Source organism: Marinomonas rhizomae, from assembly GCF_003315485.1.
In the GTDB taxonomy this organism is placed as follows: domain Bacteria; phylum Pseudomonadota; class Gammaproteobacteria; order Pseudomonadales; family Marinomonadaceae; genus Marinomonas; species Marinomonas rhizomae.
Genome location: NZ_QNSE01000010.1, coordinates 47,371 through 72,625 on the forward strand (window position 1 = coordinate 47,371; position 25,255 = coordinate 72,625).

Below are 25,255 nucleotides of genomic sequence, written 5' to 3' on the forward strand. Positions count from 1 at the left end.
CGGACGTAAGGAAAATATTATGCGCATTGGCACTCTTAAACAGTCTAATTTGATTTCTCTACCCTGGAAAGGGCTAGTCGCCCTGTCTATGGCCGTATTATTAACCGCTTGCTCTGGTAGCGTAAAGCGCCTAGATACAAACGAGGATGTCATGTTATCTGACCGCTGGAACGACACTGACTCTCGCCTAGTAGCTGAAGAAATGATGAGCGATATGCTGACTTTCCCTTGGTTCCGTGATTATAATTTTAGTAATAAAGGCAACCCTACCGTTATAGTTCAAACCATTCGCAACAAAACTTCTGAGCACATTCCAGTAGATACCTTCATTAACGACATCAAGCGCAGCCTATTACGTTCTGGTAAAGTCGATTTTGTTGTTTCTGGCGCAGAACGAGATGAGATACGTAGCGAACGTGAAGAACAAGAACTTAACGCAGCACCAGACACTGTGGCTAAATTTGGTCTAGAACAAGGTGCTGGTTTTGCCTTATCTGGCTCCATTAACTCCATTGTCGATTCCAATGGCGACCAACGTGTCAGCTTCTACCAAGTTGACCTTAAGTTGATTGATATGACCACCAACCGCGAAGTGTGGAATGGTCAGAAAAAAATCAAAAAACTGGCTGACAAAGGCTTTTTCTAACCATGAAACTCTCTGCTTTGCCTACTGCTCTTAACTGGCTTATGGTAACGGGTCTATTAGTCAGCCTAACTGGCTGTTTAGGCTCTAACACCAAATCTAGCCAAACCAGAGAAGCCTTACCCAACTGGGTATCGTCTCCCCCTCAGGACAGCACTCACCTGTATGGCGTTGGTAGCGCACCACGTATCGAGAACATTGCTTTGGCCTTTATGCAAGCAGAACAAAACGGCAATGTTCAAATCGCCCAGCAGCTTCGTACTGAAGTCAGTCAGGTCAACACGCAAGACACCCAAGTAAGATCTGGCCAAGGTGGAGAGCAAGTTTCAAAGACACAAACAGCCTACACGCAAGTGACCACGTCGCCAATTGAACTAGAGCAAGCCATCAATGAGCAACGTTTTGCTGACAAGAACTACGTCTATGCACTGCAATCCATTGATCGTAGCCGCATTGTCGCTAAGTTAAAAATCGCCATTAATGACACGGATGACGCCATCCGCAAGCAAGCAGCATCGTTAACTAAGACAGAAGACAAATACCCCGCACCACAGGATTGGCAGACTTACATGCAGCTCATCCCATATTTTGCCCAGCGCAAATCGTACCAAGATGAACTAAGTCTCTATTCGACCGAGCGCACAGCAGCAGGCAAAGCCAGTTCAGACATTCAGAGTATTGAAGAACGCCTTAGCCAAGCCTTAAACAGCTATGGTTTTGACGTTTCATCAACCAGACAAGCGGATAGCCTAGCCAGTGCGTTATCCCATGTTGGCCTAACACCAAAAAGTGGCTCTTTATTTAAGCTGAACAGTCGTACGGCTCAGCATCATGAGGAGCAAGATGGACGCTTTTACGTATTTGAAGACGGTACATTGGAACTCATCGATCCGACAGGATCACGCCTTGCTTCTTGGACAGTCAGCGCCAGAGGCATTGCCAAAAACCTAAGCAAAGCGCAAGAAGCAGCCACTAACCACTGGTCAGAACAAGCTATCGAAGCCATGTTTACTTGGTTGACGCGTTTAGATTAGTCCTTTTCATACTTAGTTTTGATGACAAAACAGGCATAAAAAAACGGCTCTAAAAAAGCCGTTTTTTTTATGGGATTCACGTTTTATAGCAGCCCAATCGCTAGTGCTGGAAATGCCACAATAAGCGCAAGACGCAGTAAGTCAGAGATAACAAATGGCATCACCCCCTTGTACATATCTCCAATAGAAATATGCGGGGCAACGGATTTAATAACGAAGACATTCATACCAACGGGCGGCGTAATTAAACCCAGTTCCACAGTAATAACTGCAACAATACCAAACCAAATTGGATCAAAGCCTGCAGCTTGAATTAATGGATACACGACTGGTACAGTCAACAACAGCATCGCAATACTGTCCATGACGCAACCAAGCAGCATAAACAAAATTAGGACACAGAACAAAACCATATAAGGCCCTAACTGCAGGCTATCAACGAACTCAACCAGAGTGAAAGAAATGCGTGACACTGAAAGAAAGTAGCCAAAAATCTCCGCTCCAATGATCATGAAGAAAATCATTGCAGACATAATAAGGGTTTCACCAACCGCTTCTTTAAATTGTGCGAAACGCATGCCTCGTACCAGAGCAATCGACAATGTAGCTCCAGCCCCCACAGCCGATGCTTCGGTCGGCGTAAACCAACCGCTATAAATGCCGCCGATAATGAAAACAAACACGCCCGTAAAAGGAACTAAGCCTTTAAGTCCCAAGAGTTTTTCTTTTAACGTTGTCGCCTTTCCTGGTTGAGCAATATTTGGAAAGACTGTCACTAAAACAGCAACAGTAAGGCCGTACATCACTAGGCCAAGTAAGCCTGGAATCACACCAGCAATAAACATATCGCCTACAGATTGCTCGGTAATCAAAGCATATAATAATAGAGCAATAGAAGGCGGTATCATGATCCCCAGTGTGCCACCCGCCGCTAACACGCCTGTGGCTAACGTGGGTGCATATCCATTTTTTTCCATTTCAGGTAACGCTACTCGAGACATACTCGCTGCTGTTGCCATGGAGGAACCTGAAATAGCTGAAAAAATACCACACGAAGTTACCGCAGCTAGACCCATGCCTCCGCGCCAGCTACCAAACATAGCTCTAGCACCTTGAAACAGCTCTTGTGACATGCCCGACTTTGAAGCAAACACCCCCATAAGAATAAACATAGGTATAGGGCTAAAACTATAGTTCGACAAGGTCTCAAATGGGCCACTGGCAAGAATCGAAATGGCAGGATCAAAGGCCACAATCCAACCAAACCCCACAAAACCAGCCAACGCCATCGTTAAAGCAACAGGTGCTCGTAACGCAATTAGTAACAACATGGATGCAATGCAAACCATACCAATCATTGAAGTACTCATGACTCAACCTTCCCACAAAATAATAGTCGAGACGTGTACGCTACTGAGGAAACAGCCAGCATAGCAGTCGCAAAACAAGCCACTGCATAAAAATACGTCAATGGAATCAATAAGTCTTGGGTCGTTTCATAGCTCATCGCTGCCTCTTCCACCAAATGGTAAAAGCCGTAGCTCATGCCTACGCCCATTAAACCAAAACAAAGAATATAAACCGCTTCTAAGCCATTTTTTGCTTTGGTTGATAGTCGTTCCGTAAACAGGTCAACAATGACCTGAGAACGGCTGACTGAATGTGGCAGAATGAAGAGTACGGTAAATAACAGACTGTATTTCACCATCTCAATACCACCAAGAATGGTCCAATCAACTGCACCGTCTGTCATAGTAAACAAACCTCGAGTGAAAACATCAAACAAGGTCACCACCATCATAGCGATTAAGAAAAAACCGCCAAGTAAGTGCATTCCATGCGTGATCTGATCTATTATTCGAGCAATTGCTTTCATTAACTCTCTCCAACTACCACTACTTTATTCAAATATCTAACGGGTATTTATTTACACGCTGTTTTGGACAGCTCAACTGCTCGTGCATAAACCTTGTAAGAAGGTAGACCCTTCTTCTGTAGCTCATTCAAATAATCTTCTGTCGCTTGGTAAAGAACCGGTTTCCACAAAGGATTCTCGGCACCACCTTTAATAACCGTGATTTTATGGCCCATTTCAACCGCTTGAGCACGACCCTTCGCATCTAGATCATCAAATACTGTCGCGGCTTTTTTAGACCATTCCATACCACTATTGTTATCAATAACTTTTTTCAGGTCAGCTGGAAGACGATTATAGAAAGATTTATTGATCGTCATGGCAAACGCCAATGTATAAAGGCCGCCAACTTCAGTGTGGTACGGCGTTAATTCGTTCAAGCGGAACGTATATTCACCTTCCCAAGGAAGAGCCACACCATCAATGACTCCGCGCTGAGTTGACTGATAGGCATCTGGCGCAGGCATACCGACAGGCTGCGCTCCCAGTCCTTCTAATAATTTTGCCACCACAGCTGTTGGACGACGAATACGCAAGCCCTCTAGGTCTTGAGGAACTTTGATTTCTTTATTTGTGGTATGAAGTCCACCTGGTCCGTGAGTAAACAAGAATAGTGGTTTAGTTTGATTGTATTCTTTAGAAATGAGTCCTTCATCGTACAACGACTGGACAATACAAGAACCTTGAGCGGCACCTTGTGACACACCAGGCAATTCAACAATTTGAGTTAATGGAAAACGATTAGCCGTATACCCTTGTACAGAAACAGATACATCAGCAATGCTATTTTTGACGGCATCGTACTGAGCTGGGGCTTTTGCTAGCGTACTAGATGGGTACATCTGGACATCAATACGTCCATTTGATTCAGTTTCTACAGCTTCGGCCCACTTTATAAATAGATTTTGGCTTGTATCTGATACTTCAGGAAAGAAATGGCTAAAACGTAACGTATACTCTGCTGATGCGTTTGCTTGAGCACAGACAATTGCGGAAGATGCCACCGCAGTTATGGCTGCATGCTTTATTATTTTTATCATTTTGAACTCCAAAAATAGATTTATTATTGTATTCATTTTTTAAAAACTAACTAATCAAAAATACATTATCAATCTACTCTTCAAAATGGTAATTGATTATGAATTCAAGGTATTCAAAAATGAAATACCCCCCGCTTACACTTTTCTTATTGAAATAAGCAGTCATTCTCAATATGAATCAAAAAAGAGAGTCTTTTTCATACGGAAATCGATATTTTTATAATCATATTTTTGTTCCTATAGGCACTTATAGATCTACTTCCATGTAGACCTATCATCATTACAAAACGCTTTATACACCACACTTACTCGTTAAAGAGATAGCTTTTTGGTATACATCACGCGCCGTTACACGCCCTTCACTTTCAATTCGATCCAGATAGGCGTTCGTTCCTTTTTTCAGTAAACCACCCCAATCAGGATCATTCATTGGATCATTAACAACATGAATCACATCGCCCTGATCTTTGGCTTCTTGTAGACCCTCTTTGTCTAATTGAGCAAACACATTTGCCGCTCTCATTGACCACTTCATACCGCTGTTATTATCAATGACTTGCTTCATTTCTGGTGATAAACGGTTATAAGAGCGTTTATTCATTGTCACAGCAAACAACCCACTGGCATAGGGTATTTGCAAATGATAGTTCACCAATTCGTTCACGCGAAAGACCTTCATTGCCTCAAACGGAAAGCTCAACCCATCCACAACACGCCTCTCAAGTGATTGGTAAATATCAGGTGCAGACATACCAACAGGCGATGCCCCCATTTGAACCAACATTTCTCCGCCTACCGCATTTGGCCGACGAATCTTTAAACCCTCAAAATCACTAGGAATTTGAATCTCTTTATCTCGCGTATGAAGGTAAGCAGGCCCTGTGGTAAACATATACAACACATGGCTATCGTCGTACTCTTGACTGATATCACCTTCATCATAAAGCGTCTGTAAAATACACGCCCCTTGAGGTGCTGAAGAAGAGATACCGGGCAATTGGACAATCTCAGAAAGAGGAAAACGTCCAGCACTGTACCCCTGCACCAACGCGCTAATATCCGTTAGCCCTTTTACAGCGCCATCATAAGCTCTGTTAGCTTTTACCAGTGTTTGCGAAGGATACATCTCGATTCTTAGTTCTCCATTCGACTCTTCTGTTACCGCTTTCGCCCATTCATCAAACAGCTTCACTTGTACATCAGATGTCGCAGGCCAAATATGGGCAAAGCGAAGTGTTGTTTCTGCCAAGACAGAAACAGAGGATAAGGAAAGGGATGCCGCCACAAGACAACTACTGATTACTTTCGTCATTTTTCTTCTTCCTATTAGTATTATTTTTGTTTTATTGGATAGATATCATGAATAATCGGTACAAACACTCAACGCATTCAATGACACTTAACCTGTTCCGTTAATGCCACCAGCTGTCCCAAGGTTCTATTAACTGGCGCATCCATTCCAACGCCTGTGGCCGCATCAACAATGGCATTGTTGATAGCACCCACTTCCGTTGCTCGTGCGGCTTCAATGTCTTGTAACATTGAGGGTTTGTGATTTGGATGCTCATTGATGGCCATTTCGACGTTATTCCAGATATAACATTCATCTAGAGAAACACCATTAGCTTCACCAATAAGGACAGTTTCATGAACCACATTACGCGCTAATTCTCTAAAGCATGGCGATACAGCTAAACGTCCTACCGTTGTACCTGTTATTGCACAAATAGCATTCAGCGCCGCATTAAACGCGACTTTGGACCAAATTACGCTACTAATTTCAGGCTCTATCTCCGTTGTTAATGTGGCTTTGTTAAGCAATTTTTCGACATCAGACAGCCAAGCAGGAAATTTTAAACTCGCGTCCATAATCTGTGACTTAGACGGCCCATGTGACACAACATAACCATGTTCTTTTAAATCTGCCGGCACCAAAGTCGTACCAATCACAATGCGGTCGGCATTCACAAAATGCCCAATTCGCTCGGCACTACCCAAGCCATTTTGTAGCGACAAAACAACCGTTGTAGGCGTAATAACATGGCGAATGGATGCCATCGCGACATTGGTATGTAAGGTCTTGGTAAATAAAATAATAAGGTGTGCAGGTACGCTAACGTCCTTCGCTAATGCCGCTGTCGCTGGCATTTGATGAAGGCCATCATCTGTTTCCAAAATAATGCCTCGCGTATTTATGGTCGCGATTTGTTCTGGGTTCACGTCCACAAAGGTGACTTTATGTCCCGCTTTGATCAACATGCCACCAAAATAGCAACCCATTGCACCAGCTCCCACCACTACAATATGTGAGTGATGATTCAATGCCCCATTGGGCATTTCTGCTTGTGACGACATAATCTCTCTCCTACTCCAATAGATTGCCCATTCGCAACAGGCCAATATGAACCATTAAATTGGATAGTGCCTCGGCCCCATTTGAACCGTCATCCAACGCAATTCAGTAAACGCTTCGATGCCGTACTTACCACCGAACCGTCCATAACCGCTTGACTTCACACCGCCAAATGGCATTTGAGGCTCATCATGAACCGTAGGTGCATTAATATGACAAATACCACTTTCGATTTTCTTAGCCACCTTCATCGCACGAGCTAGGTCTTTACTAAATACCGCAGCTGACAAGCCGTATTCACTATCATTAGCTAGATGAATGGCATCAGCTTCATCTTTTGCTCGAATCATAGCGACCATAGGACCAAATGATTCCTCGCCGTAAATACGCATTTCTGATGTCACGTTATCAACCAATGTCGCCTGCATCACAACCCCCTCAGCATTGCCGCCACTGAGCAATGTTGCGCCTTTTTCAAGAGCGTCAGCTAAAAGGCCATTGAGTTTTTCTCCCGCTTCTTTGGTAATCAAAGTGCCAAGCGCATTGTTCGCATCTAAAGGATCACCCGCTTTTAATGACGCCGCTTTTGCCGCTAACTTTGTCGCAAACTCATCCGCCACAGCATCAACCACAATTAACCGTTCAGTAGACATGCAAATTTGTCCTTGATTAAAAAATGCGCCGAATGCGGCAGCAGCAACAGCAGCATCTATATCTGCATCTTCCAAGACAACAAACGGCGCTTTGCCTCCTAGCTCCAATAACACAGGTGTTAAGTGACGAGCCGCTCTTTCTGCAATGATCCGACCAACAGATGTCGAGCCCGTGAAATTAATTCGGCGTACTTCAGGAGCGTCGATCAATGTACCAACAACATCTGCAGCATCTTTGGGGTCATTAGTAATGACATTAACTACACCATTTCCAAGGCCAGCCTCCACAAGCACTTTGCCTATCAAATGATGAGTCGCAGGACATTGCTCAGACGCTTTTAAAATAACGGTATTACCACAAGCAATGGGCGTCGCAATCGCACGAGTTGCTAAAATAATCGGCGCATTCCAAGGCGCAATACCAACCACAACACCACAAGGAGAACGAACCCCCATCGCAAGGTTATCAGGTACGTTGGAAGGAATAATATCTCCGCCAATTTGCGATGTTAACGACGCAGCTTCTCGTAATACTCCCGCAGCCACCATGACATTAAAACCAGCCCAAGCAGGCGTAGAACCTGTCTCTTCAACCATGCATGAAATAAAGTCGTCCTGATAAAACTCCATTAAATCTGCAGCTTTCAGCAATAACCGTCTCCGCTCCCCCACACTCGACTCAGACCATGTTTCAAAAGCGGCTGCGGCGGCGGCAACGGCACTAGTTGCATCAGCCACCGAGGCTGCGGCGGCCTCAGTAACCACTTGACCACTTAATGGGTTCAAACGTTGAAAGGTCACGCCTTCGGCAGCATTGCGAGCCTCACCTGCGACTAACAATTGACATATTCTCATCACTCACCTCTATTTATTGTTTTAGGGTTTCTCTATTTTTATGTTTCAAATACGTTATGGCTCAATCGTCGTTGTCGGAACTTCGATGAGCACAGGACCAGTTGCCGTTAGGGCATTTTTCAGTGCACTTCGAAACTCATCACGGGTATGTGTTTCAACAGCTTCAATGCCATAACCCTTCGCTATTGCACAAAAATCCAACCCAGGCACATCAAGACCCGGAGCCGTTTCGGCATCTAATAAACGAGAAAACCAACGCAATGCTCCATAGGTCCCATTTTTTAAAATAATAAACACCACGGGCACTTTATATTGTGCCGCTGTCCACAACGCGGTAATACCGTAATTCGCCGAGCCATCCCCAATAACGGCGATCACTTGACGATCTGTTGCCAGCTGAGCCCCAACCGCTGCCGGTAAACCAAAGCCAAGACCTCCTGAAGCAGGAAAAAAATAACTGCCTGGATACCGCATTTCGACGCGCTGCCAAAAAGCGGTCACCGTTGAAGTTGACTCTTTCACATAGATCGCATCTTGTGGTGCCAGCTCATTTAAATCATCAAAGACTTCTTCCGGCGCTAATGGGCCCTGTTTCGTAGTAGGGTAAGGCGAAGGGGTGGGTAACCTTTTCGGCATAGGTTGTGCTGACTGATTTATATCAAGCAAAATAGACTCAAGCATCGCCGTGATATCAGCGACATACGCATTTCCCATTGGAGCTCGAGCAGCCTCTTGTAAATCACAAGTGATATGAATAAGTTCTGCTCCATCAGGCAAGTAACGGCCGGGGGCATGCTGGTGATAACGGAACACTGGCGCGCCGATCACAAGAATCAAATCATGTCCCTCCAGCTTTTGTGACACTCCCGCAATTGAGGCAGGCAGCACTCCTCGAAAAAGGGGGTGGCGTGTTGGGAACGGACAACGAGGAGCGGAAGGCGCAATCCAAACTGGCGCTACCATTTTCTCTGCTAACGCGATCGCTAATGCGTTTGCCTCATACGCGTCCACATCAGGCCCCAATACAAGAACAGGATTCTTAGCTTGATTAATACGCTGAGTTAAAGAAGCAAGTTGCTCAACAGAAGGCGTACCAGCAGTTGTGACTTCCCGGTCAGCCAGTAACACGACATCATCATCGACCACATGATCCCAATCATCATGTGGAATTGAGACATACACTGGCCCTTTTGCTGGCTGATTAGCCATATGAATAGCCTGGTTGATCGACCTTGGGACATCGCCAAACCAAGACGGCTCATAACTCCACTTCACCAATGGTTTGGGTAATTGGGCGGCATCTACATTCGATAACATAGCTTCAACCCCCATTAAAGAGCGCGCTTGCTGGCCTGCGGTAATCACCAAGGGAGAGTGAGAATACCAAGCATTTGTCAACGCTCCCATAGCATTGCCTGTACCAGATGCCGCATGCAAATTAACTAATGACGGTAAACGACTAACCAGTGAGTAGCCATCAGCAATGCCTACAACAACGCCTTCATGAAGAGCTAATATATATTCAAAATCTTCTGGGAAATTTTTCAAAAAAGGAAGTTCATTCGAACCAGGATTTCCAAACACCTTCGAAATACCATTGTTACGTAAAAGCGCATAAGTTGCAGAGCGTACTGTATTCATATTTATTGTCTCTGTGTAATTTCACAATTGAATAACTTTAGCCTTCCTGATTAAATTGAACAAATCGATAGTTTTTCTAACTTAAATAGACAGTATTTATTATGGGTAATTTAGATTTAAACCTTATTCGTACTTTTGTCATGCTCTACGAAACTCGAAGCGTGACAGTGACTGCGGAACAACTTTTTGTCACACAACCCTCTATCAGCTATGCTTTATCGAAACTAAGAGATGTATTTAAAGATAGGCTTTTTATTAGAACAAAAGGGGGAATGGAGCCCACAGCAACAGCACAACAGCTTTATAGTGAGTTGAGTCGATCTCTTAGCATGATTGAAAATACCATCACTAACGTGCAGTCTTTTGACCCTGCAAAATCTCAAAAATGCTTTCGCGTTGCCATGACAGATCTAGGAGAAATGACCTTACTGCCTTCGATTTTCGCACGCCTTCAAAAAGAAGCTCCCAACGTAGAACTAGAAGTTGTACCGCTTGAAATAGAAAAAGTAGACGAATGGATGTCATCCGGAAAAATCGATGCTGTTATCTGTAGCAGGCACTTAGAAAGTCAAAGCATCGAACGACACATAATACGCAAAGAGCGCTATGTCTGTATCATCAATGACAAATTCTCTCCATCTCCTCAAGCATTAACAATGGAACAGTTCATGTCTCATAGGCATGCCGTAGTAACCAAAAGCCTTGGCCATGGTGCTGCAGAAGAAGCACTTGCTCATTTAGGGGTAAAGCGCAAAGTTAGCCTAAAGGTCTCTCATTTTTCGACTCTGCCTTCTGTATTAGAAAAAACGGGAGTCATGACAATATTACCCTTCAAGATTGCCACTCTATTTACCGAAAATAATGCGCTGAAAATATATGAACTACCCTTTGAGGTAGCGGATTTTGAGGTTGCCTTGCACTGGCAATCGCGCCATAACAACTCTTCATCCCATAGCTGGTTTCGAGAGCTTATAATTCAATCTTTAAGTGAATATTAATGGAAAAACTCACTGCAATATTCATGGGGAGGCGCAGCTTAACCTCAAAAAAACATCACATCTCCCCCCCTTTTTTAGCAACATGAAAGATACGCGCTAAGTACTCTAAACTCTGTTAGACTGCGCCGCATTGAGCCACTCGCGGTGAGTGGCTCTACGTATCATTAGGAACACCAGTGTCAAAATTCTTTTATCGTGGTAGACCCGATATCATGGGTAAACATAATCTAGGCAATTATCAACCTAAACCTAAAGTAAAACCTGGTAGCGAAGAAAACCCGCTTATTCTACAAGTACAAACTCCAATACGTAGAGACGAAATCAACGTCACCCTACTGGAGAACGGTTTATTTGCAGAGATTAGCATTGACAGCGAAAGAGCCGAGGATATTACGCCTTTGGATATGGTGCTTAACAAACCTGCACCTCAAATTGTTGAAAAAGCACCACAACGTAACGACCCATGTCCATGTGGCAGCAATAAAAAATATAAAAAGTGTTGCGGCTAAACAAGCCAAGCAAACATCTTTAAAACAAAAAAAAACAGCGACACTAATAGGCATTAGCGTCGCTGTTTTTTTACTATTCAATCGGCTTTATCGTTTAAACCAGATCTTCATAAGGCAAGCCGACATACTGCATTGCAATTACACGGCGCCCTTCTTCATTATCAGTATAAAAATTAAGTTCCGAGCTCATAAACTTCTCATGGGTTGCCGCATCAGTATCATGCACATCGCCCTGACCGAAATCGTGCAACATACTGGTCATCCACCAAGAGAAGCGCTCGCCATGCCAGACTCGGCGCAAACAAATGTCAGAATACTGAGAAATACATTCCTTATCGCCCTCTTTGTACACACGAGTAAGAACTTTATTCAGCGTTGCCACATCTGAAGCCGCTAGGTTCAAACCTTTTGCACCTGTTGGTGGCACAATATGCGCCGCATCACCCAATAAGAATAAATTACCGTATTGCATTGGCTCGCAGACAAAAGAACGCAATGGCGCGATGCTCTTTTCTATACTTGGCCCAGTCACTAATTTTGCTGCAACATCGTCTGGAAGGCGACGCTTTAATTCTGTCCAAAAATCATCATCACTCCAGTTTTCTACTTTATCCGTCAGAGGAACCTGAAGGTAATAACGAGAGCGAGTGGCAGAACGCATACTCGTCATGGCAAAGCCACGATCGGTTTTACAGTAAATCAATTCATCATTTACAGGTGGTGTATCAGACAACACACCTAACCAACCAAACGGATAAACGCGCTCAAACTCTTTACGGGACGATTCTGGAATTGTCTGACGTGATACACCATGGAAACCGTCACAGCCTGCAATATAGTCACAATCTAACCTGTGTTGTTCACCATTCTGCTCAAAGGTGACATAAGGTGTATCGCTTTTTACATCATGCAAAACCACATTGCTAGATTCATAATAAGTGGTTAAACCCGCTCCTTCGCGAGCTTCCATCAAATCACGGGTTACTTCTGTTTGGCCATATACCATTACCGTACTGCCACCCGTGAGCTTTTCCAATTCAATCTTCACACGCTTGTTGTTAAACGCTAATTCGACACCATGATGCACTTGGCCCTCACGATCCATGCGTTCACCAACGCCGGCTTCGCGTAACAAATCCGTCATACCTTGTTCAAGTACACCCGCACGAATTCGTCCAAGAATGTATTCGCCAGATGCGCGCTCAATGATGATGTTATCGATACCCTGTTTGGCTAACAATTGACCCAATAATAAGCCCGATGGACCTGCACCAATAATCGCTACTTGTGTTTTCATGTTTCTCTCCGATTTATTGTTATTTTCTCGATGTCAATTCTACGATCGACATACTGAGGCAAGAGAACTTATTCGTGCCTCCCTAGTGGCAAACATAATGAAAGATTAAGAGACAATACGTTAGGTAATTTATGTTCAAAAAACTGTACTTTTTGATCACGATTAAGTTTTAAAATTGATATTTGAAATACGATTTATAATGACTTTATGCTACTTTTTGCTTATAAAAAGCTAAAAATTCATATTTATTTGTGTTTTTTAGCTTTATTGTAATAAACAACTAAAAAAGTACATTTGTGCATTTTATAAAAAATAAGAAGAGCGATATGCAAAAATCGAACATTCCTCACTTTGGACTTTATGGCGAATCCAGCTGGATAAATGACCCAGAGTTTTTCCATATTGAAGACATAGAATCCCGCAGCGAAAACTTAGGATGGAAAATTAATCCTCATCGACACGCACAGCTTTTTCAAATACTGATTTTAAAGTCAGGCGAAGCAAAAGTTCAGCTTGATGAGCAACAACACAAACTACAAGGTGCATGGGCAATCATAGTCCCAGCCGGAGTTGTACATGGTTTTCGCTTTGCGCCAGATACAGATGGACGTGTCATAAGTATCGCCGAACCTCTGCTCGAGGATGCTTACAAAGAAAAAGCCGCGAAGTTTATTAAGCCGCTTCTTAGTCAGGCTTGCCACATCGATTTTAACGGCCATCGAAGTATATTCTCTGAGCTTTGGCCATTAATTCAACAGCTTGAAAGTGAATCTACCTTTATACGTGAAGGCCGCGCTTTGATGAGTGAATACCTAATAAAAGCCATTTTGCTGCTACTTCATCGCCAACACGCAAATGGCGAAAGCAATGTCACCAGCAAAACAGAAGCCAGCCATGCCCACCAACTAAAAGAATTGATTGAGAAGCACTATCGAGAACACTGGAGCTGTCATCAATATGCCAATGTGCTTGGCACATCTGCCAGCCGTTTAAATCGGCTAAGTAAAACGACTTTTAACCAAAGCATATTAGACTTAATTCATGATCGTGTTTTATTAGAAGCAAAACGTAGCCTTATTTATACTGCCCGTTCTGTAGAAGAGATTAGCTACGATTTGGGTTTTAAGGATCCAGGCTATTTTTCACGTTTTTTCAAACGCTCCACAGGCATTCCACCAGGGAAATTTAGAGTCCTGAGTAATCAGCCCTCAATATGAAACCTTCCCCTGATAATGCCTTTAATGTCAGGTAAAAGCATTAGGTGAATTTATTTCACCTATCAGCTGAAAATTGATCGTTTGCTGAATGATTGGTCAAAACCTAAACTATCAGGTGTCAAATATGACTTATTTTTTAGGAGATTCACTATGAAAAACGATCTTAAATATGATGCTTTTGGTAACCTTGATGCAGATTACTATGTAGAAAAAGCGTATGAGTTACGTCGTGCATACTACGCTCAAATGACTAAAAATGCGGTTGCCAGTGTGAAAGCTTTCTGCGCAAAATTGACTGCTAATCGTTCAATGAAATCGGCTCAACCTCAGCACTAAGATTTCCAGCACAACACTTTTACGTCTTCTGTATTTGACTGGTTTATTTCCGTTGTTGTAAACAACAAAGCAACAGCCGTTATAAAGAGCAAATAAAGCGCGACGATAAAGAACCCAATGTTCCCGATGATCGAAAGGCAAGAATAAGAAATCGATCCGGTAACGGGCTTCCCTCCTCAGACAACCTTAGTACTTTCTATTCCCTGTAAACAGCATCGACTTAGTAAAATATTTTCACCTTAACCTCAGTCATCAAAGTGTCATAAATATGACATAAAATCCCCTTGTAGCCACTTTTTTAATCTAGACGTGTTTGAGAAAAAATGAGCCAAACTGACAATAATGCTCTACTTGAGAAAATCCTTTCGAATGGATTAATCACTCCCTATTTCCAACCTATTTACGATCTTAGTAATGGTGAAATATATGGCCATGAAGCACTTTCCCGTGGCCCGATGAATTCCACGCTTTTTTCTCCTGATCCATTGTTTACACTGGCTCAACAGACAGGCAACTTACACAAATTAGAGCTGCTTTGCCGAGAAAAAGCGCTGTCAAAATTTGCTAAACTCGAGTTAAAAGGTCGTTTATTTCTAAATGTCAGTGCGTCTTTATTAGGATCACCTGATCATCAATCCGGTATGACACTCGCGATTTTAAACGAGCTGGGGCTGGATCAAAAAGACATTGTTATTGAGCTTTCAGAGCAACATCCGTACGACCATAATGGCTTGCCTCGCAGCAGTGTCGATCACTATCGTAAAATGGGTTTTCAAGTTGCCATTGATGATCTTGGTGTAGGCTATTCAGGTTTACAGCTTTGGTCTGAGCTACAGCCAGACATAGTAAAAATCGATAAACATTTTATTCAGGGAATCGATAAAGACGAAATCAAACGCGAGTTCGTCCGCTCTATTCTAACCATTTCCCAGCGACTGAACTGCCTCCTGATTGCAGAGGGTATAGAAACACAGCAAGAGCTCGATCAACTCATTGAGATTGGCGTCACCCTAGGGCAAGGTTATTTTCTTGGCAGACCAGTCGAAAACCCCGCTTTTTCGACTCACCCTTATTTAGCAAAACAATCACAGCGCCGCTCACAGTTTCAAGAGGATCACGCAGAAACCGTACAAACACTGTGCCGTCCTACACCAAGCTTGCAAGAAAACAGCTTATTAGAAGACGCTTCCCAATGTTTTAAAAAGCAACCCGACCTAGTGGCTATTCCTGTACTAAACAGTGGGCAAAAACCTGTCGGAGTGGTGCGACGTCATCAGCTACACGAGCTTTTTTCTACACCATATGGACGCGCGCTATATGAGCACAAACCCGTGACTAATCTACTTAGCAGCGATGTGCTGATTGTTGAAAGTAACGTCAGCTTGTCCAGTGTTTCCACCTTAATGACCGACCAAGAAGCCGACACCCTCAACAACGAAATCATAGTCGTCAGAGAAGGCAAATACATAGGTACTGGCCATCTTAGAGATCTGCTAAAACGCATTACAGAACTCAAAATTCAAAATGCTACCTATTCTAATCCACTCACCTTATTGCCTGGCAACGTCCCAATTCATAGAGAAGTCAGCCGCCGTTTATTAGCCAATGAAAACTTTTACGTGGCCTACTTCGATCTAAATGATTTCAAGCCCTTTAATGATTTTTTCGGCTATTCCATTGGCGATGAAGTGATTCAGTTGGTTGGCTCCTTGATTAAAAATCAGGTTAACCCTGAGAATAACTTTATTGGTCACATTGGTGGCGATGACTTTGTGGTGGTCTTTGGCGACCTAGATTGGCAGCAGCAATGCAACAGCATTTTGGAAACCTTTGCACAACAGGTGCAAAGGTTCTATAACGAAAACACCTTACAAGAAGGCGGTGTTTGGACTAAGAACCGCCAAGGTGACACACTCTTTCACCCCATTTTAAGCCTCGCTATTGGTGTGGTTCACCCCAACCCGAAACAATGCACCAATCATCACCAAGTCGCTGAATTAGCCGCCCAAGCAAAAAAATTCGCCAAGCAACAAGGCGGCAATCATATCTATTTACAGCCTTACCTAACCGCCCATGAACCAGAAGCGGAAAGCTAAATATAACTGTCACATACTCCTAACGAGTTTGTCACATAAGCACCTTATCGTTTAGATAGACCCTATGAGGAGGTGCTTATGCAGACCACATTTCGATCCGTATTTATTTCCGACGTTCACCTAGGCACCAAAGCCTGCCAAGCACAGCACTTATTGGATTTTTTGCAAAGCATTCAAACTGATACCTTATACCTGGTCGGTGACATTATCGACCTACAAGAAATGCGCCACAAAGCCTACTTTGTCGAGGCACACCATCTGGTGGTCGAGCGCATTCTTGCCATGGCAAATTCAGGAACAAAAGTCATTTATATTCCCGGCAATCACGACGCATTTTTCCGTCAATTTGCCGGTCAGACGCTGTCTGGAATTGAGATAAAACTCAATACCCGCCACAAAACCGCCAACGGCCGTACTTTTTACATCAGCCACGGCGATGAATTCGATCAAATGGTAAAAATCAGCCCACTCATGCTCGCTATTGGCGACAAAGCTCACGGACTCATGTTGTCTCTTAATCAATGGATCAATGGCATAAGACGCCTTGTTGGCCTGCCCTATTGGTCACTGGCTGGCTATTTAAAAAGCCATATCAGCAAAGCCAAAGAATTTATTGAACGCTTTGAAACCGCCGCACTTAAATCCGCCAAAAACCACAAAGTCGATGGCTACATCTGCGGCCACATTCACTTTGCTTCCTTTCAGCTTAAAGACGATGTTCTCTATTGCAACGATGGCGATTGGGTAGAACATTGCACGGCATTAACAGAATCCGCCGCAGGGAAAATGAGCCTGATACACTGGTCAGAAAACCCAAAAGTCTTAGCCACTGAACCAAAAGAAGAAGATTGGGGGTTATCGCCACTGCCCTCTAGAAGCTAGTGGTAAAAGAATAAGGCACACTAACGCGTCGTAAACCTCACTCTTCCACCGCCCATTTGGTTTAGGTCATGTAGCCGGCAGTCTCTGCCTTGGTAGGCAATTTGTGCGAGTAGTAATTCTGCGGTGGCTAAGGCGTCGGTTAAGGCGTCATGCCCTTGGTATTCTGGTAAGCCGTAGCGTTCTCGGCAGGCGCCAAGGCGAAAGCCGCCATCTTGAATCGGCTGCTGGGATCGATTGGCTTTGGTGCGCTCTATGGCGAGCGTGTCTAGCCAGTTGGCAGAAAATGTTGCTAAAACTTCGGCTTGCCAAGCTTGTTTTAAAAAGCCTAGTTCCATTGGTGCATGATGCATTACCAAGACGCGTTCGCGAAGTAGATGGCGCAAATACCGCAGTACGCTTTCTCGTTTTTTACCCTGCTGCAGGACGTCCGAATCGGTAATCATATGAATACCGACGTTGTCGCCAATTTGTGCGCTATCCAACACAATATGCCGCGCGGTATCCAGTTCGATCATGCCTTGGCGAATACACACCCAACCAAAGCTGACAATGTGATCTTGTTTTGGGTCTAATCCCGAGGTTTCGATATCTAATACAAGATAGTCCCATTCTGACCAGTCACGTTTGACCGACTGCCGCGAAACGTGCCATGCACTGAGCTTTTGCATGAAGTCAAACGACATCTAGTTGTATCCTCTTAAAAAGCGCTGCTGTGCCACGTCTTGAACATCATTGATGATGCTGAAAGTGGTTTTCAGATGTTTGCGTTCTAGAGAACTCAAATCTTTCGGGTCCAAGTAAGCGCTGGCTTTGCCTGTTGCTTGCCAAGAGCGTCCTTGAGCTTCTAAACGCAATTCATTGAGTTTGTCCCAGGCATCCATGAGGTTACGCGCGGTATCAATGCTGATGAGTTTTTCTCGAATAGCTTGCTCAAGTCGATCCAAGGTACCTGCTCGATACGTTTTGCACGACAGGCCATACAAGCGCGCTAAATCGTTAATTAACGCTAAGCCTTGGTGCTTAAGGTCTAGCTGGTTTTTGTGTTCACCAGAGGACTCCAATACAAAATGTCGGAAGAAGCCAAGTGGTGGCTTGCTTGCCAAAGCGGTGCGGGTCAATGTGGCTAAAAATACGCTGTTTTTATTCACCTCTAACTGCATGGCTTTGATCAAGTTGTTGACTGCATCGCCCTGTTTACTGGCTGAATCATACACGCAACGAATATCAAAAAAGATGCTGGCATGGAGCAAGGCACTAGGTGCACTGCTTTTGATCCAAGTAGCAAAGGCTTGTTGCCAGTCTATCTTTGTTTTTCGCCATTCAGGGTTACTCGCCATAATATTGCCGGGGCAAAGACGAATACCACAAAGCCCCAAGCCTTGGCAGATAAACTCGGATAAATTGGCAAAATATTGACTTTCTTCTGTCGTTGGTTCGCGCTCTAACATCAAGCCGTTATCTTGATCACTGCCTAGTGATTGATCGCGTCGCGCTTGCGAACCAAACACTAAAAACTGAAACGCCATCGGCGCAGGGCCGAATTTATCCAGCGCCAGTTCAATGACTCGTCGCGTCAGATTATCACTCACCGTCGCCAGCACTTTACCCACGTCAGCGGGTTTCATATCGGTAACAATCAAATTTATTATCAAGGTCGGCCACTGTTTACAAACACGAGCTAAACTATCGATGGATTGTTGACGATGAATTTGATTAATCAATAACAGTGGACTGAGCTCTTGATGTCGAAGTAAATCAGCGGCGGTTAACATACCGACGGCTCTTTGTTCTTCATCGACGATGGGTAAGTGGTGAATATTGTTTTCACTCATTAAGGTTTGCGCCTGCATCACTAAGGCATCGGGTCTCAAGCCAACCGGGCTCCGTGTCATTACCTCTTTTACCAAGGTGTCCGCCGAGCCGCCTAAAGCCAAAATGCGCGAGCGCAAATCTCGATCCGTAACAATCCCAGATAGCTTGCCGCCTTCCACCACTAGAATTGAACTAACTCGTGCTTCGGTCATACGCATGGCAATCGTTTGAATGCTTTCTTCTGAAGAAGCTTGGATCAGTTGGCGCGTCATAATGCGTGATATAGGTGTTGATAATAACAAGGCGGGAGAGACTAATTCGTTGCTTTGGCTACGAGACAGTTTACGCAATCGATTGTGCCTTGTGTGTTCAAAAAAGAGCTCAAAGGCTTCGCTCTTTTCCAGCGTTTCCATAAAGCGCATTTTATCGAAGCGATACACCAAGCTGTCTTCCATGGCGACCACTTGCAATCCATCTGGATTTTGCGCCAGAAGGCTGGAGATACCAAAGCATTCGCCATCGGCAATTTGGTCCACCAACCCACCTTTTGGGGTGCGAATCTCACAAGCGCCACGACGAATCAAATGCACGGTCGCTGCTTCGTCTTTTAAGGTCAATGTTTGTCCCTGACGCACATACAGCATCGAGACGCTAGTCAGTAATTGCTTTCGTTCAGGCAGGCTCAAGCTCGAAAACGGAGGAATTGTTTCGATAAATTTATGGACTTCAGGAATGTCTATCGCAGCCATTTTATTATTCTCTTTTTTTGCAGACAATACGCTTTACAGACGCAGGTATCATACCTATCAGGAGTGTGCGCTTTTATCTTAGACAACAAAACCACTCTTAGACCAATGTCTAGGAATTATTTTTATCTGAATGCTAATGAGATTTCGACGATACGCGTCTCCCCATCTGAAACAAGATTTCTTTGCATATCAAACATCTATGATTTAAGAGCTGTTTTTTTGTAACTAAAAGCTTGACTAAGGCAAAATGTTATCGGTAACATCACGCCCTAGTTACCGGTAACATTTATTGTAACTAAAAGCTCTATTCCTAAAAATCGCGACCAATAAAGCGGTTCTTTCAAAAAAAAATAATGGGAAGCAATACCATGAATAAGTTCACTACCACGTTATTGACTGCCGCTACGGCCGGTATCTTATCGACCTCAGCGATTGCAGCAGATTACAACTTTAAGTTCCAATCTTCTGACCCAGCTGGCGACAAAAACTTCCAAGTCCAAAAAGAATGGGTTAAACGCGTCGAAACAATGACTGGTGGCCGAGTTCATATCGACTTGCTTCCTGTTGGCAGTATTTTCAAGCACACAGAAACCCTAGACGGCATCAAAATGGGCATCTTAGATGGCCAAATTACAGCCACTGAATTCTTTTCTGGTAAGGATCCGGCTTTTGGTCTGATTGGTAACACAGTAGGCGCTTGGTCAAACACTCAACAACTTCTGCAATACGTTAACTACGGTGGCGGTTACGAACTCATGAACGAACTTTACGCTCCTTACGGCGTGAAATTCATTGGTGGTTCTACTACAGGTGTTGAATCTTTGGTATCTCGTGTCCCATTAGACAGCGTTGCCGATTTGAAGGGTCTCAAACTTCGCGCTCCTGAAGGTTTGGTTCAACGAGTATTCGCAGCAGCCGGTGCCGCGCCAGTAAACCTACCTGGTTCTGAAGTATTCACAGGTCTTAGCAAAGGCGTCATCGATGCCGCCGACTACACGGTTTTCTCAACGAACCAAAAAGCAGGCATGAACGACATTGCAACACACCCCGTTCAACCAGGCTTCCATTCTTTGCCATTGATCGATATTTCAATGAACAAGAAAAAATGGGATAAATTACCAGCTGATATCCAAGCGATCCTAACGGTTTCTGTTCGTGACTTTGCAGAAGACATGACTACGCAATTACGTATTGCTGACCAAGCAGCGGTAAAAGCAGCAAAAGCGGATCCAAATATTACTATTCACGATTGGTCTGCTGAAGAGCGTAAAAAATTCCGTGCTATTGCTCGTACACAGTGGGAAGAGTTCGCAAAAGGTTCTGCTAATGCGCAGAAAGTCTATGACTCTATCACAACCTACCTAGAAGCAAACGGCCTTCTATAAGCTTACCGGGTGTTATGACTCACTCAGTCGAGACATGACACCCGCACTTCTCTAACGTTTATAGTTGCTTTTAAACCGGCAAAACAGTCGCTCTCCTGCATATTGCTATGGCGCCTGTTTTTCATTGGATAATGATCATGAAAGACGAAATTCATCCACAGACACTAGACAGTTCTGAACAACCGAGAAACGCCTTAGATCGCGTGATCTATTGGTTCGGTAATCTTATCAGTTTGCTGTTTATCTTTACCGTTGGCATTTCTTTTTACGAAGTTGTGATGCGTTATGTTTTCAACGCACCAACCATTTGGGTTCACGAGACCGCTTCATTTTTAGGTGGCTGCTTGTTTGTTTATGGCGGTATTTATGCCTTGTCCATCAATAAGCACGTTCGTGTAGTACTGATTTACGACATCGTCTCAGACAGGACTCGTCGCTGGTTGAATGTTTTTCATCACATTATGGGCCTTATTTTTACCAGCCTGCTTAGCTGGGCTGCTTATCAGATGGTTCAAGACTCATGGTTTACGCCATTTGGTGATCTGCGTTTAGAAACATCCGGATCCGCTTGGGACCCCGTTTTCCCAGCCTTAGTCAAAGGCATGATTTTCGCCACTCTCTGTATCATGTTTGTGCAGTTTTTCTTGCACCTAATACAAGAACTAAATGGTTTAAGGAAACGCAAAGATGTTTGATTTATCCGCTATGGGCATTGGCTACGGCAGCCTACTCATGCTCGGTTCGATGATTTTATTATTACTAACGGGCATGCAATTAGCCTTTGTTACCGCGTTAGTAGCGCTTGTTTTTGCGATTGGTTGGTTTGGTGTTGGCGCTTTGCCTCTTATCACTAGTCGCTTGTACAGCTTTGTTGGCAGTTATGTATTTTTGGCTGTGCCGATGTTTGTTCTCATGGCTGCCTTATTAGATAGATCCGGTATCGCCCGAGATCTGTTTGATGCAATGAAAGTGTTTGGCCGCAAATTACGTGGCGGCGTGGCCGTACAGACCTTATTGGTTGCTATCGTTTTGGCCTCAATGTCCGGCGTTATCGGTGGCGAAACTGTGCTACTGGGCATCTTGGCTTTGCCGCAAATGTTGCGTCTTGGTTATAACCGTAAATTGGCGATCGGGGTAACTTGTGCCGGTGGTGCGCTTGGTACCATGTTACCGCCAAGTATTGTTTTGATTATCTACGGTTTAACCGCCAGCGTATCGATTGGCGATTTGTTTAAGGCCGCTTTTTTACCTGCGTTTATTCTTGCCTTTGCTTATATGGCTTATGTGCTAATCCTCTGTCGTCTTAATCCAGAATACGCGCCATTACCGAGCGAAGAAGAACTGGCAGCGGACAAAGACGTCAACTATTTCAAGGCTCTATTGTTCCCACTGCTAACTGTCATGATGGTTCTTGGCAGTATTTATACCGGTGTAGCCTCTGTGACCGAAGCATCTGCACTGGGTGTTGTCGGCATTATCATCAGCGCGGCGATTCGCGGCGAACTGAATTTCTCTATGCTAAAAGACAGCGCTAAGGCCACCATGAGTACATGTGGCATGATCATCTGGATAGGCATTGGTGCAACGGCGCTGGTTGGTGTTTATAACCTAATGGGCGGCATCTCTTTCGTAGAAGAAACCATTCTAGCCTTAAGCGGTGGTAGCGTGATGGGTACCATCATGATCATGATGATCATCTTACTTATACTCGGTATGTTCTTGGATTGGGTGGGTGTTGCGTTATTAACCATGCCGATTTTCGTTCCTATTATAACAGGCCTTGGCTTAGACCCTATCTGGTTTGGCGTGGTGTTCTGTTTGAATATGCAGGTATCTTTCTTATCTCCACCCTTTGGTCCTGCGGCGTTTTATCTTAAGTCTGTGGCACCTAAAGACATTAGTCTTGGTGAAATTTTCAGCTCTTTGCTGCCGTTTATTGCCCTACAAGTGTTTGTACTCGGCTTGGTCATATTCTTCCCTGAGCTAGCCCTTTGGTGGAAATAACCCATTAAGACCATGCCGTTCAACACGGCTTTTTGAACGACACTGCAGCCTTGCTCATAACAGCAAGGCGATAAGGACTTAAGAAGATGACAAAAAAAATTGTAGTATTAGGCGTATCTGGCTCAGGAAAATCTTTGATCGGCAAAAACATCGCGGACAAACTTGATTACCCATTTTTTGATGGCGATGACTTTCATTGCCAAGCCAATGTAGACAAAATGCGCCAAGGCACACCGCTCACTGATGAGGATCGTAAGGACTGGTTAGCGACACTCAATACCATATTGACCGATAACCCAACCGCAGTAATTGCCTGCTCTGGATTAAAACCAGAATATCGCGCCATGCTGCGCAAGGGTTTAGACGATATCACCATGATCTATCTAAAAGGCACTATCGACACCATTTGGCAGCGCCACCAAAAACGTGATGGCCATTATTTTAATGGTCGAGAAATGCTAGAAAGTCAGTTTGCTACCTTAGTTGAGCCTGAAAAAGACGAAGCGCTGGTTATTGATATCTCTCAAGATGCCAGTGCGGTTTTAAATGAGGCACTTAGCCTTTTATCAAAAAAATAGAATAATAGGGACACTACGAGTAGCGGGTGTCCCTTTTCAATAATAGTAAACACTTACTTTCGATAATCGCTCTATTTTAATTACTCCTTCCGTCATTTTTAACGATTTTTTTGTTTCTTGCCAGGATTGCCTTATGGTAATGTTACTCGTAACAATTTATGGATATTCGCTCTGGTATGAAAAATAAACGCCCCACATTACAAGACGTTGCAGACCTAGTTGGCGTAACAAAAATGACGGTAAGCCGCTATCTTAGAAACCCAGATCAGGTGTCGCCGCCTCTGCAAATAAAAATCGCTGAAGCATTAGAAGACTTAGGATATATTCCAAATCGTGCACCTGATATCTTATCCAAATCAAAAAGTCACGCCATTGGTGTTCTAGTTCCTTCGTTAACCAACCAAGTATTTGCTGAAGTCATTCGCGGTATCGAATCTATTTTGGAGCCGGCCGGCTATCAAACCATGCTGGCCCATTATGGCTACAGTAAAGAAGCCGAAGAAGCTCGTATCGCGGCTTTGCTTTCCTATAATGTTGATGGACTAATTATTTCCGAAAGCTATCACACCGAGCGCGTGCGAAAAATGCTGAGTGTTGCAGGTATTCCCGTTATTGAAATTATGGACTCAATATCACCACCAATAGAACAAGCCATTGGCATAGATAACCAAGCAGCCGCATACGCTATGACGGAATGTATGATTCAAAAAGGTCATCAAAAAATTGTCTATTTTGCCGCTCGAATGGACCAAAGAACACTGCAAAGGATACGCGGTTATAAAGCAGCAATACACGATAGTGGCTTGCAGGAAATGTGTCTAAGTACTGACAGCGCTTCGTCTTTCACATTGGGTGAGCAATTTATGAAAGAAGCGCTGGCAAAACAGCCAGATACAGACGGTATCTTTTGCACCAATGATGATTTGGCCATTGGTGCGCTATACGCCTGTCAAAAAGCCGGCATTAACGTCCCTAAAGACATTGGTATTGCTGGTTTTCATGGGCATAACATTGCAAGAGTCATGGTGCCTTTATTAGCGACCGTCATCACACCTCGTGAAGAAATGGGACGCTTAGCAGCGGAGCATTTATTATCACGCCTGCAAGGTAACCCTGTTACACAACGTATTATTAACCTGCCTTTTCAAATTGAAATGGGGGAGAGTATTTAAAAGCCCACAAGGCAACGTTAAAGAGGGCAGTATAAAGCCGCAATAAACGTGGAAATCACTTCAAATACCAGTGAGAAGTGTTATTA

General features: G+C 44.0%; 23 protein-coding genes. 13 read left to right on the plus strand and 10 right to left on the minus strand.

Annotated features, from left to right (window positions below):
- The first annotated feature begins 19 nt into the window (after positions 1-19).
- A complete protein-coding gene (locus DFP80_RS13755; RefSeq protein ID WP_241560274.1) occupies positions 20-646 on the plus strand; it encodes a penicillin-binding protein activator LpoB in 627 nt (208 codons plus the stop codon).
- A gap of 2 nt (positions 647-648) precedes the next feature.
- On the plus strand, positions 649-1,677 hold the full coding sequence (locus DFP80_RS13760) for an LPP20 family lipoprotein (protein WP_113917386.1): 1,029 nt from the start codon (positions 649-651) through the stop codon (positions 1,675-1,677).
- Positions 1,678-1,760: 83 nt separating this feature from the next.
- Here the strand turns inward: DFP80_RS13760 and DFP80_RS13765 are convergent, their stop codons facing one another.
- The 7 genes from DFP80_RS13765 to mdlC form a co-directional block, all read right to left on the minus strand.
- Positions 1,761-3,047 (minus strand): TRAP transporter large permease, encoded by a 1,287-nt coding sequence (locus DFP80_RS13765; protein ID WP_113917387.1) that lies wholly within the window; start codon positions 3,045-3,047, stop codon positions 1,761-1,763.
- On the minus strand, positions 3,044-3,553 hold the full coding sequence (locus DFP80_RS13770) for a TRAP transporter small permease (RefSeq protein WP_113917388.1): 510 nt from the start codon (positions 3,551-3,553) through the stop codon (positions 3,044-3,046). The genes DFP80_RS13765 and DFP80_RS13770 overlap by 4 nt, the downstream gene beginning before the upstream one ends.
- Positions 3,554-3,600: 47 nt before the next feature.
- Entirely contained in the window at positions 3,601-4,632 is a 1,032-nt protein-coding gene (locus DFP80_RS13775; RefSeq protein ID WP_113917389.1) for a TRAP transporter substrate-binding protein, read from the minus strand.
- A 292-nt stretch (positions 4,633-4,924) separates the two neighbouring features.
- Positions 4,925-5,944 carry a TRAP transporter substrate-binding protein gene (locus tag DFP80_RS13780; RefSeq protein ID WP_113917390.1) on the minus strand — a complete coding sequence of 340 codons (1,020 nt, stop codon included), beginning with the start codon at positions 5,942-5,944 and terminating at the stop codon, positions 4,925-4,927.
- Positions 5,945-6,021: 77 nt separating this feature from the next.
- Complete coding sequence (locus DFP80_RS13785) at positions 6,022-6,987, minus strand: ketopantoate reductase family protein (protein WP_113917391.1); 966 nt, start codon at positions 6,985-6,987, stop codon at positions 6,022-6,024.
- A gap of 54 nt (positions 6,988-7,041) precedes the next feature.
- Positions 7,042-8,493: an aldehyde dehydrogenase gene (locus DFP80_RS13790; RefSeq protein WP_113917392.1), complete on the minus strand. Its 1,452-nt coding sequence runs from the start codon at positions 8,491-8,493 to the stop codon at positions 7,042-7,044.
- A gap of 54 nt (positions 8,494-8,547) precedes the next feature.
- On the minus strand, positions 8,548-10,134 hold the full coding sequence (gene mdlC / locus DFP80_RS13795) for a benzoylformate decarboxylase (RefSeq protein WP_113917393.1): 1,587 nt from the start codon (positions 10,132-10,134) through the stop codon (positions 8,548-8,550).
- Positions 10,135-10,235: 101 nt separating this feature from the next.
- Here mdlC and DFP80_RS13800 point away from each other — a divergent pair, with 101 nt between their 5' ends.
- Positions 10,236-11,132 carry a LysR family transcriptional regulator gene (locus DFP80_RS13800; protein ID WP_113917394.1) on the plus strand — a complete coding sequence of 299 codons (897 nt, stop codon included), beginning with the start codon at positions 10,236-10,238 and terminating at the stop codon, positions 11,130-11,132.
- Positions 11,133-11,308: 176 nt separating this feature from the next.
- The gene (locus DFP80_RS13805; RefSeq protein ID WP_113917395.1) at positions 11,309-11,641 is read left to right on the plus strand and encodes a PBPRA1643 family SWIM/SEC-C metal-binding motif protein; all 333 of its coding nucleotides are present in this window, start codon (positions 11,309-11,311) and stop codon (positions 11,639-11,641) included.
- Positions 11,642-11,735: 94 nt separating this feature from the next.
- On the opposite strand, the gene pobA is transcribed toward DFP80_RS13805, so the two are convergent.
- The gene (pobA, locus tag DFP80_RS13810) at positions 11,736-12,938 is read right to left on the minus strand and encodes a 4-hydroxybenzoate 3-monooxygenase (protein WP_113917396.1); all 1,203 of its coding nucleotides are present in this window, start codon (positions 12,936-12,938) and stop codon (positions 11,736-11,738) included.
- A gap of 326 nt (positions 12,939-13,264) precedes the next feature.
- Here pobA and DFP80_RS13815 point away from each other — a divergent pair, with 326 nt between their 5' ends.
- From DFP80_RS13815 to DFP80_RS13830, 4 genes are all read left to right on the plus strand, one after another.
- A complete protein-coding gene (locus DFP80_RS13815) occupies positions 13,265-14,155 on the plus strand; it encodes a helix-turn-helix domain-containing protein (protein ID WP_113917397.1) in 891 nt (296 codons plus the stop codon).
- A 150-nt stretch (positions 14,156-14,305) separates the two neighbouring features.
- Complete coding sequence (locus DFP80_RS13820; RefSeq protein WP_113917398.1) at positions 14,306-14,491, plus strand: hypothetical protein; 186 nt, start codon at positions 14,306-14,308, stop codon at positions 14,489-14,491.
- Positions 14,492-14,814: 323 nt separating this feature from the next.
- Positions 14,815-16,587: a GGDEF domain-containing protein gene (locus DFP80_RS13825; RefSeq protein WP_113917399.1), complete on the plus strand. Its 1,773-nt coding sequence runs from the start codon at positions 14,815-14,817 to the stop codon at positions 16,585-16,587.
- A 78-nt stretch (positions 16,588-16,665) separates the two neighbouring features.
- Entirely contained in the window at positions 16,666-17,469 is an 804-nt protein-coding gene (locus tag DFP80_RS13830) for a UDP-2,3-diacylglucosamine diphosphatase (protein ID WP_113917400.1), read from the plus strand.
- Between the two features lie 20 nt (positions 17,470-17,489).
- Here the strand turns inward: DFP80_RS13830 and DFP80_RS13835 are convergent, their stop codons facing one another.
- Together DFP80_RS13835 and DFP80_RS13840 are read right to left on the minus strand one after the other, a co-directional pair.
- Positions 17,490-18,152 (minus strand): 3'-5' exonuclease, encoded by a 663-nt coding sequence (locus tag DFP80_RS13835; RefSeq protein WP_113917401.1) that lies wholly within the window; start codon positions 18,150-18,152, stop codon positions 17,490-17,492.
- On the minus strand, positions 18,153-20,030 hold the full coding sequence (locus DFP80_RS13840; RefSeq protein WP_113917402.1) for a DUF294 nucleotidyltransferase-like domain-containing protein: 1,878 nt from the start codon (positions 20,028-20,030) through the stop codon (positions 18,153-18,155). It lies immediately after the preceding gene.
- Between the two features lie 368 nt (positions 20,031-20,398).
- Here DFP80_RS13840 and DFP80_RS13845 point away from each other — a divergent pair, with 368 nt between their 5' ends.
- The 5 genes from DFP80_RS13845 to gntR all read left to right on the plus strand — a co-directional run bounded on the left by DFP80_RS13845 (position 20,399) and on the right by gntR (position 25,169).
- The gene (locus DFP80_RS13845) at positions 20,399-21,415 is read left to right on the plus strand and encodes a TRAP transporter substrate-binding protein (protein WP_113917403.1); all 1,017 of its coding nucleotides are present in this window, start codon (positions 20,399-20,401) and stop codon (positions 21,413-21,415) included.
- Between the two features lie 137 nt (positions 21,416-21,552).
- Positions 21,553-22,110 (plus strand): TRAP transporter small permease subunit, encoded by a 558-nt coding sequence (locus DFP80_RS13850; RefSeq protein ID WP_113917404.1) that lies wholly within the window; start codon positions 21,553-21,555, stop codon positions 22,108-22,110.
- Positions 22,103-23,419: a TRAP transporter large permease gene (locus DFP80_RS13855; RefSeq protein WP_113917405.1), complete on the plus strand. Its 1,317-nt coding sequence runs from the start codon at positions 22,103-22,105 to the stop codon at positions 23,417-23,419. Before DFP80_RS13850 ends, DFP80_RS13855 begins: the two co-directional genes overlap by 8 nt.
- 86 nt (positions 23,420-23,505) lie before the next feature.
- Entirely contained in the window at positions 23,506-23,997 is a 492-nt protein-coding gene (locus tag DFP80_RS13860) for a gluconokinase (protein ID WP_113917406.1), read from the plus strand.
- Between the two features lie 176 nt (positions 23,998-24,173).
- Positions 24,174-25,169 carry a gluconate operon transcriptional repressor GntR gene (gene gntR, locus DFP80_RS13865; RefSeq protein ID WP_206610602.1) on the plus strand — a complete coding sequence of 332 codons (996 nt, stop codon included), beginning with the start codon at positions 24,174-24,176 and terminating at the stop codon, positions 25,167-25,169.
- Positions 25,170-25,255: the final 86 nt, after the last annotated feature.

Excerpts from the sequence above, each read along its gene's own strand:
- DFP80_RS13755 (WP_241560274.1), top strand. The coding sequence starts at position 20 with ATGCGCATTGGCACTCTTAAACAGTCTAATTTGATTTCTCTACCCTGG.
- DFP80_RS13760 (WP_113917386.1), top strand. The coding sequence starts at position 649 with ATGAAACTCTCTGCTTTGCCTACTGCTCTTAACTGGCTTATGGTAACG.
- DFP80_RS13765 (WP_113917387.1), bottom strand. The coding sequence starts at position 3,047 with ATGAGTACTTCAATGATTGGTATGGTTTGCATTGCATCCATGTTGTTA.
- DFP80_RS13770 (WP_113917388.1), bottom strand. The coding sequence starts at position 3,553 with ATGAAAGCAATTGCTCGAATAATAGATCAGATCACGCATGGAATGCAC.
- DFP80_RS13775 (WP_113917389.1), bottom strand. The coding sequence starts at position 4,632 with ATGATAAAAATAATAAAGCATGCAGCCATAACTGCGGTGGCATCTTCC.
- DFP80_RS13780 (WP_113917390.1), bottom strand. The coding sequence starts at position 5,944 with ATGACGAAAGTAATCAGTAGTTGTCTTGTGGCGGCATCCCTTTCCTTA.
- DFP80_RS13785 (WP_113917391.1), bottom strand. The coding sequence starts at position 6,987 with ATGTCGTCACAAGCAGAAATGCCCAATGGGGCATTGAATCATCACTCA.
- DFP80_RS13790 (WP_113917392.1), bottom strand. The coding sequence starts at position 8,493 with ATGAGAATATGTCAATTGTTAGTCGCAGGTGAGGCTCGCAATGCTGCC.
- mdlC (WP_113917393.1), bottom strand. The coding sequence starts at position 10,134 with ATGAATACAGTACGCTCTGCAACTTATGCGCTTTTACGTAACAATGGT.
- DFP80_RS13800 (WP_113917394.1), top strand. The coding sequence starts at position 10,236 with ATGGGTAATTTAGATTTAAACCTTATTCGTACTTTTGTCATGCTCTAC.
- pobA (WP_113917396.1), bottom strand. The coding sequence starts at position 12,938 with ATGAAAACACAAGTAGCGATTATTGGTGCAGGTCCATCGGGCTTATTA.
- DFP80_RS13815 (WP_113917397.1), top strand. The coding sequence starts at position 13,265 with ATGCAAAAATCGAACATTCCTCACTTTGGACTTTATGGCGAATCCAGC.
- DFP80_RS13820 (WP_113917398.1), top strand. The coding sequence starts at position 14,306 with ATGAAAAACGATCTTAAATATGATGCTTTTGGTAACCTTGATGCAGAT.
- DFP80_RS13825 (WP_113917399.1), top strand. The coding sequence starts at position 14,815 with ATGAGCCAAACTGACAATAATGCTCTACTTGAGAAAATCCTTTCGAAT.
- DFP80_RS13830 (WP_113917400.1), top strand. The coding sequence starts at position 16,666 with ATGCAGACCACATTTCGATCCGTATTTATTTCCGACGTTCACCTAGGC.
- DFP80_RS13835 (WP_113917401.1), bottom strand. The coding sequence starts at position 18,152 with ATGTCGTTTGACTTCATGCAAAAGCTCAGTGCATGGCACGTTTCGCGG.
- DFP80_RS13840 (WP_113917402.1), bottom strand. The coding sequence starts at position 20,030 with ATGGCTGCGATAGACATTCCTGAAGTCCATAAATTTATCGAAACAATT.
- DFP80_RS13845 (WP_113917403.1), top strand. The coding sequence starts at position 20,399 with ATGAATAAGTTCACTACCACGTTATTGACTGCCGCTACGGCCGGTATC.
- DFP80_RS13850 (WP_113917404.1), top strand. The coding sequence starts at position 21,553 with ATGAAAGACGAAATTCATCCACAGACACTAGACAGTTCTGAACAACCG.
- DFP80_RS13855 (WP_113917405.1), top strand. The coding sequence starts at position 22,103 with ATGTTTGATTTATCCGCTATGGGCATTGGCTACGGCAGCCTACTCATG.
- DFP80_RS13860 (WP_113917406.1), top strand. The coding sequence starts at position 23,506 with ATGACAAAAAAAATTGTAGTATTAGGCGTATCTGGCTCAGGAAAATCT.
- gntR (WP_206610602.1), top strand. The coding sequence starts at position 24,174 with ATGAAAAATAAACGCCCCACATTACAAGACGTTGCAGACCTAGTTGGC.